The sequence below is a fragment of the Bacillus sp. YH3-2-B2 genome (genome assembly GCF_053663335.1).
Genome location: NZ_JBSJQE010000001.1, coordinates 649,234 through 663,158, shown reverse-complemented (window position 1 = coordinate 663,158; position 13,925 = coordinate 649,234). Strand labels below are relative to the sequence as shown.

Annotated in this window: 13 protein-coding genes and 1 riboswitch; all 13 genes read right to left on the bottom strand. The window is 47.2% G+C overall.

The window, feature by feature from the left end; all coding sequences use genetic code 11:
- Positions 1-5: 5 nt before the first annotated feature.
- The 13 genes from divIVA to ACWJJX_RS03280 all read right to left on the bottom strand — a co-directional run bounded on the left by divIVA (position 6) and on the right by ACWJJX_RS03280 (position 13,699).
- Positions 6-500 (bottom strand): septum site-determining protein DivIVA, encoded by a 495-nt coding sequence (gene divIVA, locus ACWJJX_RS03340; protein WP_003154406.1) that lies wholly within the window; start codon positions 498-500, stop codon positions 6-8.
- A 94-nt stretch (positions 501-594) separates the two neighbouring features.
- Positions 595-1,365, bottom strand: coding sequence for a YlmH family RNA-binding protein (locus tag ACWJJX_RS03335; protein WP_454022738.1), 771 nt, complete (start codon positions 1,363-1,365; stop codon positions 595-597).
- 61 nt (positions 1,366-1,426) lie between these two features.
- A complete protein-coding gene (locus tag ACWJJX_RS03330) occupies positions 1,427-1,705 on the bottom strand; it encodes a YggT family protein (protein ID WP_003154408.1) in 279 nt (92 codons plus the stop codon).
- A 6-nt stretch (positions 1,706-1,711) separates the two neighbouring features.
- Positions 1,712-2,170 carry a cell division protein SepF gene (gene sepF / locus ACWJJX_RS03325; RefSeq protein ID WP_003154410.1) on the bottom strand — a complete coding sequence of 153 codons (459 nt, stop codon included), beginning with the start codon at positions 2,168-2,170 and terminating at the stop codon, positions 1,712-1,714.
- The gene (locus tag ACWJJX_RS03320) at positions 2,167-2,859 is read right to left on the bottom strand and encodes a YggS family pyridoxal phosphate-dependent enzyme (protein WP_052585879.1); all 693 of its coding nucleotides are present in this window, start codon (positions 2,857-2,859) and stop codon (positions 2,167-2,169) included. The genes sepF and ACWJJX_RS03320 overlap by 4 nt, the downstream gene beginning before the upstream one ends.
- A 4-nt stretch (positions 2,860-2,863) precedes the next feature.
- Positions 2,864-3,700: a peptidoglycan editing factor PgeF gene (gene pgeF, locus ACWJJX_RS03315; protein WP_032868803.1), complete on the bottom strand. Its 837-nt coding sequence runs from the start codon at positions 3,698-3,700 to the stop codon at positions 2,864-2,866.
- A gap of 154 nt (positions 3,701-3,854) precedes the next feature.
- Complete coding sequence (locus tag ACWJJX_RS03310) at positions 3,855-4,106, bottom strand: YlmC/YmxH family sporulation protein (protein ID WP_003154415.1); 252 nt, start codon at positions 4,104-4,106, stop codon at positions 3,855-3,857.
- 60 nt (positions 4,107-4,166) lie between these two features.
- On the bottom strand, positions 4,167-5,447 hold the full coding sequence (locus ACWJJX_RS03305) for an acetylornithine deacetylase (protein ID WP_167860120.1): 1,281 nt from the start codon (positions 5,445-5,447) through the stop codon (positions 4,167-4,169).
- 73 nt (positions 5,448-5,520) lie between these two features.
- Positions 5,521-5,628, bottom strand: a riboswitch (TPP riboswitch).
- Positions 5,629-5,632: 4 nt separating this feature from the next.
- Positions 5,633-6,430 carry an ABC transporter ATP-binding protein gene (locus ACWJJX_RS03300; protein WP_167860119.1) on the bottom strand — a complete coding sequence of 266 codons (798 nt, stop codon included), beginning with the start codon at positions 6,428-6,430 and terminating at the stop codon, positions 5,633-5,635.
- A 128-nt stretch (positions 6,431-6,558) separates the two neighbouring features.
- Positions 6,559-7,341, bottom strand: a complete 783-nt coding sequence (sigG, locus tag ACWJJX_RS03295; RefSeq protein ID WP_003154420.1) for an RNA polymerase sporulation sigma factor SigG — start codon at positions 7,339-7,341, stop codon at positions 6,559-6,561.
- A 140-nt stretch (positions 7,342-7,481) separates the two neighbouring features.
- Positions 7,482-8,201, bottom strand: coding sequence for an RNA polymerase sporulation sigma factor SigE (gene sigE, locus ACWJJX_RS03290; protein ID WP_007409714.1), 720 nt, complete (start codon positions 8,199-8,201; stop codon positions 7,482-7,484).
- Between the two features lie 57 nt (positions 8,202-8,258).
- The gene (gene spoIIGA, locus ACWJJX_RS03285; RefSeq protein WP_094246956.1) at positions 8,259-9,188 is read right to left on the bottom strand and encodes a sigma-E processing peptidase SpoIIGA; all 930 of its coding nucleotides are present in this window, start codon (positions 9,186-9,188) and stop codon (positions 8,259-8,261) included.
- Positions 9,189-9,403: 215 nt separating this feature from the next.
- Positions 9,404-13,699 (bottom strand): S8 family serine peptidase, encoded by a 4,296-nt coding sequence (locus ACWJJX_RS03280; RefSeq protein WP_454022737.1) that lies wholly within the window; start codon positions 13,697-13,699, stop codon positions 9,404-9,406.
- Positions 13,700-13,925: the final 226 nt, after the last annotated feature.

The following is a 13,925-nucleotide window of genomic DNA, read 5'->3' as shown; positions in this document are numbered from 1 at the left end:
GAAAATTATTCTTTTTCCTCAAATACCGCGTCGACTTCGTATTCCAGCAGATGATCCCAATCATCGTTCTTCAGCAGGTCGAGCTGCGCTTCAATCAGCATTTGGAAACGTGTTCTGAAGACTTTAGACTGTTTTTTCAGCTCTTCGATTTCCATTGCGATTTTTCTTGATTTGGAAAGCGACTCATTGATGATGCGATCGGCATTTTTTTCTGCTTCACGGACGATCAGCTTCGCTTCTTTCTGCGAGTTGCGCTTTACGTCTTCTGCGGCTTCCTGGGCTACGAGAATTGATTTATTCAGCGTTTCTTCGATATTGGCAAAGTGGCCGATTTTTTCGTCCAGCTCGTTCACTTTCGCCTCAAGCTCCGTTTTTTTACGGAGTGCGATTTCGTAATCTTTTCTGACCTGCATTAAAAATTCATTTACTTCATCTTCATCATATCCGCGAAAACCTTTTGTAAACGTTTTGTTATGGATATCATTCGGCGTTAATGGCATATTGCCACCTCCATTTTTACATTTCAGTACGGTTATCTAGTTCACATTATAAAACAAATACGGCACAGATGGAGAAAAAAACTGAAAAAACGACTCATTTTTGCCGTTCAAATGTAACTTTCCATTTGTCTTTTTTCGTTTTTCCGTCAACCTTTGCCAAACTGCATCGTCCAAAGCCGCGAATCGAGAGCATGTCCCCTTCAGCAACCTGATAAGACGGATCTTCAATAGCTTTCCAATTCACCTTAACGAGCCCGTTTTTCACAAGCGCCTGCGCTTTCTGCCGGGATTGCCTGCTCATTGAAGCGCAGACGGCGTCGAGACGCAATGAAGAAACCGTGTCATCCCTTATTTCGACATCTGAAGCGGGAATGTGAAGAGCGGAAAGCTCGATTCTCTCAAGCTTTACCGGCGCTTTGCCCGCCTTGGTCAGCTGAGTGCTGACAAAATCGGCGATTTCAGCGGAGACGATGAGCTGCACGGCTTCCTCTGAGAAAATCAGATCGCCGTATTTCTGCCGCTTTAAGCCGATCCCCATTAATGATCCGAGAAGAGAGCGGTGGTCAATGCTGACGAATTTTTCAGCGTATTGAACGTCAAAAGCCCGGAGCTCAAAATTATCCTGTTCAGGTTCCATATATTCAGGGTATAAAATCGCGCGTTTGCGCTCAGCTCTGTCATATCCTCCGAAAAACGCAAGACCGCAGGCGTCGCCGATAACGGCTTTTACAATCACCTGTTCCCTGGGATCTAAGAAATCAGTCAGCTTCATCCGATACTGGTCCAGGACAATCTGTTTCCATTCAAGCACCTGATCAATAAAAGGCCGCTCGTCTTGTCTGAAGTGCTGGTAAATATCGCTCATGTTCTTTCCTTTCTATGTAAAGAGGCTTGGCTGGTGCCAAGCCCGTATCAAACTGTCGCATTCAAGTATACATTGCGATCATGCGGTATAGGCCCCAAAGTCCCGTCGTGGCAAACCGAAGCACGATAATCGCTACAATCGGGGATATATCCAGCATGGCAATGGGCGGAATGATCCTTCTGAACGGCTCTAAATACGGTTCGCAAATCGCTGCGAGAAACCGTCCGACCGCCGTTTCTCTCGTACTCGGCACCCATGACATAAAGATATAGATGATCAGGGCAAACGAGTAGATGTAAATTAAATAACTCAGAACGGAAAAAATTTGATAAAGAATCATCCTGCTTTACCACCTCTGATGTTCGTCTTCATTTATAAGCTCCGAAATCGTGCCGGAAACGTCGACATTATCAGGCGTGCACAGAAAAATATCTGAACCGATTCTCTGAATGTCGCCGCCGATGGCGTAGACGGTACCGCTTAAAAAGTCGACGATTCTTTTCGCCTGATCATGCTGGATGCGCTGCAGATTGACGACAACCGCCCGCCTGTTCTTTAAATGATCGGCGATTTCCTGCGCTTCCGCATATACACGCGGTTCACTCAAGACCACTTTAGAGGATTTCTGAACACTTTGCAAGCTTACTACGTTCTGCTTGCCCTGCGGCTTCTGAGCGTAAGCAGGCTGTTTATCTTTCTGCTGTTCATGCTCTTCCTGATGATCCTGCTCCGTTTCAATGTATTCGTACTCGTACTCCTCCTCATCCATTGAGAAAAAGTTTTTCAGTTTATTTTTCATGCTCATTTGTTTACACCCCCCGGTTCATTTCCGACTAATGAAGAGCCGATTCTGATAAAAGTTGCGCCCTCTTCAACAGCGATTTCATAATCATTTGACATGCCCATTGACAGTTCCCGGCACGGCGCGTTTGTCTGATTCAGTTTTTGCACCTGATCCCTCAGATCACGCAATTGCCGGAAGCAGGCTCTGATCGTTTCTGTATCGTCTGTCAGGGGAGCCATCGTCATCAGGCCCTCTACAGAAATGTTTCTAAACTCAGAAAGCTCTCTGATAAAGGGGATGACCTCCTCTGCTTTCAAACCGTGCTTAGACGGCTCAAGCGAAGTATTCACCTGCACAAAACAGCGAACCGCATGCTGCGCCCGTTTTTCAATCTCTTTTGCCAATGACAGTCTGTCTAAGGAATGAATATAAGATACACGGTCAACGACGGCCTTCACCTTTCTGGACTGAAGACTGCCGATAAAGTGCCACTCCGGGCTTCCTTTGATGACTTCCTGCTTATGGATAAGCTCGGCATCCCGGTTTTCTCCCAGACTTGTAATACCGGCATCAACGGCCTCTTGAGCCCTTTCAGCTGATACGTATTTTGTAACCGCGATGACGGTAACATCTTCGGGGCTTCGGCCCGATCTGTTACATGCTTCGTTTATTCTTTCGTTTATATGTCGTAATTGATCAGCAACACGCAAGATCTTATGCCTCCTTCATTCCGATAAAGGACATCATGCGTCCCGTTTTCCCTTTGTCGCGGCGGTGTGAAAAGAATAGTTCATGCTCTCGTTCGGTGCATAATCCGCTGACTGAAATGTTTTCTTCCGGAATGCCGCAATGTATCAGAAGAAGACGGTTGACCTCTTTTAAATCAAGCTGATACTGGCCTTTTTCCGTTTCGCATATGGCGGATTCAGCCGTAAAGGGCAGCGCCCGCACTTCATTGATGACGCGGTCGTCGACTGTATAGCTTCCCGCGCTGATGGACGGACCGATGACAGCCTGAATATCTGTTAAACGGGAGCCTTCTTCGTTTACCCAGCGTTCCGTCATGATGCGTCCGATTTGTTTGACCGTCCCCTTCCATCCGGCATGGGCAGCGCCGATAATGGATTTCACCGGGTCATAAAAATACAAGGGCACACAGTCCGCAAAACAAAGGGCCAAAAAAAGATTCGCATCTTTCGTGTAGAGCCCGTCCGTCCCGCGGAATGCGGAAGAATAGTCTCTCGCTCCTTTTCCTTTATCCCCGGCTGTCACGCGCCGGACGCGGTTTTCATGTGTCTGGTCGGCAAACACCCAGGAATCCAGATCAGTACCGCATAAGGACGCTATGACTTCACGGTTTGTCACAACATCATGAGCTTCGTCCCGGACGTGCAATCCGGTATTTAATGACTCATACGGAGGATTGCTGACACCGCCGTTTTTCGTTGTGAATCCGGCGATGACCTTTGTGTTAAGCTGATTCACACAGTTCCAGTCTTCTATCATGAGTGCCGAGGGGGTGGTAAGACTAAACGGGTGATATGTATTCATGGAGATCCAACCTTTCGACAAACATTAAAAAAGCGTAATTTCCCACTCATTTTAACACAATTTTAAGCATACGTTTAGCGGCTGATTGAAAAATGAGATAAATAAATGTGCCGGAAACATATTGATTTCCGGCTTTTTACAAGTAAAGGGAGGATTACGCTCCCCCCTTTGGTTCATTTACACGCACTAAGATGACATCTTCCCCAATTTTAACTATATTTCGCCAAGGAATGATCATTTCCTCTTCTTTTCCGAAAAAACCGAGAACTTTTCCGCTGCCGCCTAAAATAATCGCCTGAATTTTTCCCGTTGTCACGTTAATATCAATATCCCCGATGCTTCCGAGTTTTTTTCCGTTCGACACGTTTACCACATCTTTTATTTGAAATTCAGATATGCTGATCATCCGTATCACGCCCTTTGCCCGTTCTTTTTCCTATTATATGAACGGCCGGGCTGAACCTTGTCACATCGGGCAATCTTTTTTGCGGCTGCACCAGTCGAGAATAAATCTCAGCATGATTTTCGTATAGTCCATAAGCTCATCAACGGACACTTCCTCGTTTACGGAGTGGGCGTTTTTTAAATCGCCGGGGCCGTATATGACGCTCGGAATCCCGGCCTGATAAAGCCACCCTCCGTCTGTTACGGTTTGGGAAACATCAATGACGGGCTCCTGTTTTTTGACGGCTGAGTGTGATGCAGCCAAGACAGAAACTGCCGGATGATGCGGATCGATTTCCAGCGCCGGGAACACCTCTCCTCTGTCTTCAATCATCGAAGATCCGCCCCATTTGAACACCGGCCTGTTTTCTTTGAGCCACAGATCACTGTCAGCGACACGATTAATATAGTCTTCGATTTCTGCGGCTGCTTGTTCGTGCGTTTCGTTCGGATAAAAGTGGACGGTGATCCATAACCGGCATTCATCGGCGACAAACGCTGCGTGTCTTCCGCCTTCAATGACGGCGGGGTTGATCGTATTGGTGCCGGGCGCAATGCCGGGATAGCTTTTCGTTACCGCCCAGTGGCGCTCCAGCTCTCCCAAGGCAGTGATGATTTTCGCCATTTTTTCGATGGCGCTCGCTCCGAATGTGCCTCCGCCCGCATGAATCATATTGCGCCTCATGCCGTCATGAAATGTTTGTTTGCTTTTCAATTCTATCCAGCCGGTGATGACACCGCCCTGCCCTTGAATATGCAGGCTGCTCGTATCCGCGACAACCGCAAAATCCGCGTGATAGCCGCGTTTGCAGCATTCCAGCGTCCCCGCCTCGCCGACTTCTTCTCCGATTACAGACTGTACAATGAGGTCGCCCGGAAGCTTAATGCCGGCATCATGGATCAGCTTCAGAGAGAAAAGAACACACGCCAAACCCCCTTTCATATCAGCGGCGCCCCTTCCGATCAGCATGCCGTCTTTTACGAGCGGCTGAAACGGGTCAGAGTTCCAGTCTTCGCCCCCGGCTTCTGCCACATCAATGTGTCCGTTTAAAATCAGGCTTTGATGCCTGCTTGAATCTGTCCCTTTTAAAACACCGACTACATTCGGATCTTCCGGATACACATCCCACATATCGACCGAGCAGCCCGTTTCTTTTAAAAAGCCGGCCACCCACTTTTGGGCTTCTGTTGTATTTCTTGCAGGCGGAGCCGGTGTCGGAAAGGCGATCAACCTTTCAGCTATTTGTATTAAATCGCCCCGCCGTTTATCCGCCTGGTGTAACAGCATATCAATCTGATGCATTGGAAATCTCCCCTTTGGCTGTATCAAAAAACCCGTTTCATTAAAATGAAACGGGTAAAAAACGGATCTTCCTCCGCTTTTTTCACCGCTTCCCTCCGCCGGCATGATCCGGATCAGGTCCGTTAAGGGTTGAGACAACGTCTCTCTCAGCTGCATGTCAGCAGCACCCCCAGGGTGAATTGATGTTATTTGACGGATGATACCGCTTTTGCACGTGTTAAAAACGGGCGGCCATTGTTCCATAAGACATTGACAGGCGTATCGAAAAACGCTGTAAGCCGCTCGTCAGAAAGCATGTCCCTGATTTTCCCGGAGGCGAACACCTCGCCTTGTTTTAAAAGCAGCGCCTGATCAAATACCGGCAGAATTTCTTCAGCGTGATGGGTGACATAAAGGATGGACGGCGCATTTTCTTTTTCGGCGATCGACGTAATCGTGTCCAGCAGCTGCTCCCTTGCCATAAAATCAAGACCCGTCACGGGTTCGTCCAAAATCAGCAGTTCCGGATCAGCCATAAGCGCCCGCGCAATCAGCGCTCTTTGTCTTTCCCCTTGTGATAATGTTTCATACCGTCTGTCGGCGTAACTGATGGCGCCCAAATCCTTCAGAAGACCGATCGCTTTTTCCCTTACCTGCTCACTCGGAGTTTCGTACAGCCCGATTGAGGCGTACGCGCCGCTGAGGGCGATTTCAAAAGCCGAGTCCGCGGCATATAATTTGTGCTGAAGACCTGCCGAAACAAGGCCGATTTTCCTCCTGAGCCTGTCACCGAGCTCTGTTTTGCCGAATTGATGGCCGAGCACCTGCATCTCTCCTGAAGTGGGGAAGTAATAAGAGCATAACATATTCAGCAAAGCCGTTTTTCCGGCTCCGTTTAATCCGTACAGCACCCAATTTTCGTTTTTCTCGACGCGCCAGTTAATATCTTTCAAAATCCATTTCCCGTTTCTTTTTAATGACACACTGTCCAGCTGTAAAATCATTGCAGTTTCCCCCGTTTACTTTATTTAAATTTTCTAAAAACTTTTACACATTAGAATACATCACTTTTTTGCAAACGTAAACCATCGCATGAAAAAAGCCTTTAAACAAGGTTTAAAGGCTTTTTCCGTTATTGATGGATATTCTTATTCATTTGTTTAATGGCTGCCTTTTCAAGCCTTGAGACCTGAGCTTGGGATATCCCGATTTCTTCAGCGACTTCCATTTGGGTTTTCCCTTGGAAAAAGCGCTTTCGCAAAATCATTTTTTCCCGTTCGTTCAGTCTTCTCATGCCTTCTTTCAGAGCGAGCTCCTCAATCCATTGTGTATCCTTGTTGCGCTCATCGCTGATCTGGTCCATCACGTAGATCGGATCGCCGCCGTCATTATAAATCGGCTCAAACAGTGAAACCGGATCCTGGATGGCGTCAAGGGCAAACACAATTTCTTCATGGGGCACTTCAAGAACTTTGGCGATTTCCTCTGCTGTCGGCTCCCTGCTTGTCTCACTGATTAACCGCTCTCTTACTTGAAGCGCTTTATATGCGATATCGCGAAGCGACCTCGAGACGCGGATCGGATTGTTATCCCGCAAATATCTGCGGATTTCTCCGATGATCATCGGTACAGCGTATGTTGAAAACTTAACATTATGGCTTAGGTCAAAATTATCAATGGATTTCATTAGTCCGATGCAGCCGACCTGAAATAAGTCATCAACATACTCTCCTCTGTTGTTAAACCTCTGAATGACGCTTAAGACAAGGCGCAGGTTGCCGTTTACAAGCTTTTCCCTCGCTGAATCATCGCCCTCATCCTGCAATTGCCTAAACAGCTTTCTCATCTCTTCATTCTTGAGCACCGGTAATTTGGAGGTATCCACCCCGCAAATTTCGACTTTATTTCTTGACACGTTTTTCCCTCCCACTAGGAGCTGCTGTACAACGTTAAGTATCTCCTCGGGTGGGAAAAATATGCACCGCCATTTTACAGAAATAAACATCCGGCGCCGGCAATCCTTGCAGCAGTAAGGGCTGTCAGATGGAAAAAATTTTACACCATTTTGTTAAACTCTTTTCTCAGTCTTTTGATAATCCGCTTTTCGAGCCGGGAGATATAAGATTGTGAAATCCCCATCATGTCGGCTACATCTTTTTGTGTTTTTTCTTCTTCTCCGACAAGCCCGAAACGCAGTTCCATAATCTGCTTTTCTCTTTCGTTTAATTGCTCAAGCGCTTTTTTCAAAAGTTTTTTATCCACATTGGCTTCAATGTCTTTTGTAATAATATCATCATCTGTGCCAAGCACATCCGAAAGCAGCAGTTCGTTTCCGTCCCAATCAATGTTCAGCGGTTCATCAAAGGACACCTCTGAACGGATTTTATTGTTTCGGCGCAAGTACATTAAAATTTCGTTTTCAATACATCGCGATGCGTAGGTGGCGAGTTTGATTTTCTTTTCCGGATTAAACGTGTTTACCGCTTTGATCAAACCGATGGTGCCGATGCTGATTAAGTCCTCGATATTGATGCCGGTGTTTTCGAATTTGCGGGCAATGTAAACGACAAGACGTAAGTTTCTCTCAATCAGGATGGCCCGCGCCGCCTGATCCCCGCTCGGCAGCTTTAATAAGAGCACCTGCTCCTCTTCTTTAGACAAAGGCGGCGGCAGCGCCTCGCTTCCTCCTATGTAATACACTTCATCGCTTTTCAGTCCGAGTTTCATCAGCCATTTATACCACAAATATGTCAGACGCAGCTTAAGTTTTTTCATCTTCCTCCCCCTTCTAAATACCACGCGTTTTGAGTATGATGAATAACAGACTTTTCGTCAGGAAACATGTTTTACAGCCTTCCCTGTCAGCATCTTCGGGTGAACGATTCCGTCAAATTCACCGTCCGCGGATAATGGCTTCGTGCTGATGCCGATCAGGCATTTTTCACATGCGATCATCTCGTCTTTTGTTAAAATCGTGACGTAATCCGGCTTTAAACAGAGTAAAAATTGATTGTCCTGGCCGACGCCCCTGTATGGAATCAGCCTCAGCTTATCCGCATGGCGGAACGAATCATCAAGCTGCTCTATCACTTCAAGCGGACTGGCGGATTTGATGAGGTCCGTTTCCTTTTCGCTGAGAATCGGAGCGAATTTGTCAATGCGGAGAATCATGACCGGCGTTTTCGTCAGCGGATCATACAGCTGATTCCCGGAATCCACCAATCCTTTCGCGCGGATTGTCTGTCCGCTGAATTCCGCCTGCACCATGACAAGTTCATCGTACTGAATGGACTTCGTCTCAATGTCTTCAATTCTCTTTTTCGAAAAAAACCATATGGCCGGAAATCCGATAACTACAAACATCCAGCTGATCGGGTCGCCGAATCCGGTCTGGCTTGTGACCATTACGCCTTGCTGCACAATTGATTCTGTCTGCAGCAGGGAATGTACGCCGATCATTCCCCCGCCGACGAGAAAAGTCGCGAAATAAAAGGCGAACAAATTTTGAAAAAAGTATCGGAACCGTTTAAAGCCAAAAGCCGTAAGCACGATGACTACCGAAAACGCCATTTTTCCCGCCGGATGCTCCACAAAGGGAGAAACAGGCGTAAACATCAGAAGCACAATGGCTGACCCGATAAAACCGCCGGCGGCCACTCTTCTTTTTTTCACTTGGCGTTTTAAAATAAAGGCGGTCAATAAAAGCAAAAGAGAATCAAAACAAAAGTTCAACAGCCAAATGACATCCAGATAGATTTTCACATCTGACCCCTTTCCTCTTTTGTCTTACATATCTGTTTCTCCCTCTTGTTTCATAAGTATAAAGCAAGCTCTGTGGGAAAGTCTGTCAATTAATGTTGAGGGTAAAGTACAATTTTTAAGGGATAACCGTTTTATTTGTCGAGGGCCGAAAGGGTTGATTTTCTATTGTCCCCTTCAACTAAAAAAGCGCTGCCGTGATCTGGCAGCGCTCTGTTTTACTCATTGATATAAAGTTTTCCTTTAGCCGTCTGTCTTGTTTCATTTCCGTAGTCATCTCTTGCAATAACGTCAATTTTTGCTCCGCTTGCTTTGATGGAAGAAGCCGCCGTCCAGTAACCCTCATATCGTCCCGGAGAAATTTCTCTCAGCGGAAGCTCTGTTGCGTTTTGGCTCCCTGCCCGGGCGTTTGTCAGAGGCAGACGGATCACGAAGGAAGCGTCTAATTTCTTTCCGCTTGAAAAAGCGATTTTCACTGATTCTCCGGCTTTTAATTCCTTATCCGCTCCGGGAACCAATCCGGAAATGACGGGAGCATTGTAATTGACATCGATTACCGTCTTTTTCGTTGTTTTGTTACCCGCTTCATCTGAGGCCGTGACCTTGATCTCATTGCTGCCGTTTTCCAGAAGGGTTCTCGCTTGATAAGAACCGTTATTTACTTCAGCTTTTTTTCCGTTCACCTTTACCCATTTTAAATGGTCGTCGTAAGCTTTTCCTTTTACAGTAACTGCTTCTTTATTTGTTTTATCACCGTTTGCCGGACTGTCAATCGTCACATCAGGCTTATCCTCATCCAGTATGACCGTGACAGGGCGTGACTCATCGGTTGACCCGCTGTCTGTCACAGATGCCGCCGTCAGCCGATTGGCATCTTTAGTGAGTGTGACACCGGCCTGGAAATTGCCGTCTGCATCTGCTTTCGTTTCTGCGGCGGTTTTACCGTTATTGGTAAGACGGACAGCGGTTTTTGGTGAAGCCGTTCCTTTCACCGTGATTGACTTCTTGTTTGTAAATGACCGGTCTTCAGGCGACGTTATCTCAGGCACAGAAGCTTCGTAGTCGACCAAAGCCCTGATCATAAAGTTTCCGTCTGATTTATCGGCTTTTGACCAGCGGCCGTCGAGGTATTGCCAGTTTCTGTTCGAGTACGGACTGCCGTCATCAGATGACAGGGCAGGTGTATAAGGATCGGGTTTCGTCTGACGGAACACCAGATAAAAATCCTTTCCGACCGCGATTCCTTTTGAGCTGAGATCCACATTGGTCCACTCGCCGTTTCGAAGCGCTTCAGCTTGGAACGGGCCGGCAATTTTGCTGCCAGGAGCTCCAGCAGGGCCGGATGCATCATATACTTCTGCTTGAAATTCGGTACCGCCCGGATCAGGCCAGTCGGCGCCCCAAAATTTAAAAAGGCCTCCCGTCAGCATACCGTGTTCTTTTCCGTCTTTGAGGGTCATCTTAACGGCAGATTTGCTGCCGGCTTTAAAATATGACAGCGCGGCTTCTTCCGTCCCGTTATCATAGGCGATTTCCCCTTCATAACCGACATACGGCTTAAGCTTGACGTTTTTTTCAGCATCTCCTTTGATGTCGACAGAAAATTCGCTATTGTAAAAGCCTTTTGCCGCTACTTTGATTGTGTAGGAGCCTTCGTACGCCTTAAGCGAATATTCCCCTTTATCGTTTGTCACCGCCGGCTCAATTGCGGCATCCTCGGCCACATAAAGCGCAGCCCCTTTTACCGGTTCGCCTGTGGACTGATTGGTGATGGTTCCTTTTAGCGTGCCGGACGGCATTTGCTCCAGTGTAAAGTCTGCCTGTGCGGTTTTGTCTGATTGAATAGAAACTTGTTTCGAAGCGGACTTAAATCCGTAAGCCTCGGCTTTCAGCGTATAGCTTCCCGCCTTATGTGACATGCTGTAGCTTCCGCTTGCAGGGTCGGAATATACGGATTTCCCCGTCTCGGCGACACTGATTTGCGCTCTGAGCGGCAGGAGGTTTGTTTCACGTTTCACTCTTTTTCCGGGCGATTTCACTGCCGGTTTGGCCTGTTTCGGACTGACGGCCTTTTTCTTCAGGTGGCCGGGAGGTGTTTGTCTATTGTGTTTACTTTTTTTAGCCGCCTTGCCGAGAGGACTGCTTGAAAGCCGGACATCATCGATATACCACCCGTCTTCATTGAGTACTTCGTCAGACTGCATATTAAACATGAGCTTTATGTTTTGGCCTTTATACGCAGATAAATCTGCCTCTTCATCATTCCATCCTGCGGAATCACCATTGTAAACGGCCGCCTGCTCCCAATTTGATTTCCCTTCCGGCAGAACGAACACATACCCGTAATCAAAAAATTCTTCGAGCTTGTGCCAGCTTTTAAATTGTAAAAACAGCCGTCCTGTTTCCGGAACTTGTATCGGAGGCATCACCAAATTCATGTTGGCCGAATCGGCATATGGGCCGGACAGATTCGTCGCATACACTTTTTCTCCGGAAAATGCGGCGCCTGGCCCTGAACCCGGGATACCCCATTCCCATTGGTCATGTGTCCCGTAACTTGACCAGCCCGCCGGCTGTGATTCAAAATCCTCTTTGTATCCCGCCGTAATGCTCGGTTTCACGTCAGCCCGGTACGTATCAGATTCTACAGAATGACCCCCGAAATCTTTTATGGTCCATTTATAACTTATCTTGCTTCCCGTTATGTCCGGAATCTCCGCCTGGTATGTTCCCTTTTTTTCATCACCGCTTTTTTGAACGGCGGCTGTCGTTTTCCACTCTCCTTCATCAAACTGATAGGAGAGGATCACCTCAGTTACGCTTACATCATCTTCTGCTGTAACCGTTAACGGAAGGTTTGTCCCTTTGTAAGCCTCTGAGACCGGTTCATGACGAAAGCTGGGCGGATTGTGATCTTCGCCCTCAGAAGATACCTTGCCTTCTACGCTTCCGATTCCGTCCGTTACGGCAGAAACGGCATCAAAAGCGTTAACGAGACCGTGGCCGTAACCGTTATTCGGTGATTCCGGAAAAACGGAATCTGTCAGCTTTTCGGCGGTGCGCGTCAAAACGTCTTCCATTTCATCGACCGTAATAGAGGCGTTCGCCTGCCTTAACAAAGCCGCCGTCGCCGCCACATGCGGCCCGGCCATTGAAGTTCCGTCCCAGCCGCCTTCGTATGTTCCTCCAGGAATAGAAGAACGGATATTCACTCCCGGAGCCGAAATGTCCGGTTTTGTTTCATGATACGGTGAGGGGCCTTGAAGTGAGAAATCAGCGAGTTTCTTGTCGATGTCAGTCGCACCTGTCGCAAATGCTTCAGGATAATTGGCCGGATTTGCGATTGAACCCGGTCCTCCCGGTGTAAATAAGTCTTCATTTCCAGCAGAGAATTCAGGAAAAATCCCTGCCGCTCTCCACGCATTCACCATATCGCGGTACCACTCGTCCATTCCCGAACCGCCTGCCCAGGAATTATTGACAACATCCGGCGCCATCTCGGGATGCGGCGTGCCGTTTTTATCTTTAGGCGCGAGCACCCATTCACCGGCATCCAAAATATCGGCATCGGTTCCTCCGTCATCTGAAAATGCTTTTACTGCAATCCATTTCGCCCCCGGAGCCACACCGATTTGATTTGAGCCGTCAGGTTCTGAACCCGTCATGGTCCCTGTTACATGAGTGCCGTGTTCAAGATCATCGTAGGGAGCGTCTTTATGGGACACGGCATCATACCAGTTCATTTCATGATTCGGCGCTGCGGGATTTTCAGGATCGTAACCCCGGTATTTTTCCTTAAGCGCGGGATGATCCCACTGAACTCCCGTATCAATGGAGGCGACAACCGTGCCGGTTCCGTCGTATCCTGAGGCCCAGGCCTGCGGCGCATCAATTTGGCTGATATTCCATTCGATGCCTTCCTTTGCTTTAATCTCTTTTTGTTTTTTCTTCATTTGAAAAGGAGCTTTTGATTGCCGTTGAGTAAGCTGACGTTTTTCATTCGGAAGAACTTTTTCTACTTCAGGAAATGAGGCGGCTTTTTCCATTACCTCTTTCGAAGCAGTGACTGCCATTCCGTTGACAATATAATAGGAATGGATGTGATCAGCCTTTCCTTTCTTTTTTTGTTTTTCCAAATATGTTTTCAGATTCTGCTGCGCATCATGAGCCGCCAGTTTTAAAGAAGAAACGACGGCTGACCGCTTTTGATATTCGGTTTTTGCTGCGGAAAGCGATTGAGACTCGGCATTTTTTTCTGCTTCTTTGACCGCTTTTTTCGTATTGGCTTTCTCTTTAAATTTGATAAGAAACGTGACTTTATCATTTTTTTCAAAACGCTTCTTGACTGAATCGGAAATCTTATGCTGAATGCTCTTAGAGGAAGAAAGATCTTTGGTGAAAGAAACTGCCCCCGGTGTGCTGTTCGCTCCGGCTGCACCCGGAAACAACAGTGAACTGACGACAATCGCGCTTAAAACGGAGCCTGTCCATCTGTTTCTTGTTTTTTTCTTCAATCGTATCCCCCCTTATTTGGTAACGCCCTATAAAATGTGTATCCCTCCTTCATAATTGGAATCGTTTGTCATTTCGATGCTGTACGTTAAATGTAGACAATCTTCCATTCAGATATTGTCACATTCTGTAGAAAGCCGTATGAAACTAAAAAACAATCAATTCGTCATAGGTATAAAGTTTCTTTTTTCACTGTATAGATCATGAGGGATAGGAAGGAAGACTGTG

Excerpts from the sequence above, each read along its gene's own strand:
- ACWJJX_RS03305 (WP_167860120.1), bottom strand. The coding sequence starts at position 5,447 with ATGCATCAGATTGATATGCTGTTACACCAGGCGGATAAACGGCGGGGC.
- ACWJJX_RS03330 (WP_003154408.1), bottom strand. The coding sequence starts at position 1,705 with ATGATTCTTTATCAAATTTTTTCCGTTCTGAGTTATTTAATTTACATC.
- divIVA (WP_003154406.1), bottom strand. The coding sequence starts at position 500 with ATGCCATTAACGCCGAATGATATCCATAACAAAACGTTTACAAAAGGT.
- ACWJJX_RS03335 (WP_454022738.1), bottom strand. The coding sequence starts at position 1,365 with ATGAGCGATATTTACCAGCACTTCAGACAAGACGAGCGGCCTTTTATT.
- sigE (WP_007409714.1), bottom strand. The coding sequence starts at position 8,201 with ATGAAAAAACTTAAGCTGCGTCTGACATATTTGTGGTATAAATGGCTG.
- ACWJJX_RS03300 (WP_167860119.1), bottom strand. The coding sequence starts at position 6,430 with ATGATTTTACAGCTGGACAGTGTGTCATTAAAAAGAAACGGGAAATGG.
- ACWJJX_RS03310 (WP_003154415.1), bottom strand. The coding sequence starts at position 4,106 with ATGATCAGCATATCTGAATTTCAAATAAAAGATGTGGTAAACGTGTCG.
- pgeF (WP_032868803.1), bottom strand. The coding sequence starts at position 3,700 with ATGAATACATATCACCCGTTTAGTCTTACCACCCCCTCGGCACTCATG.
- sepF (WP_003154410.1), bottom strand. The coding sequence starts at position 2,170 with ATGAGCATGAAAAATAAACTGAAAAACTTTTTCTCAATGGATGAGGAG.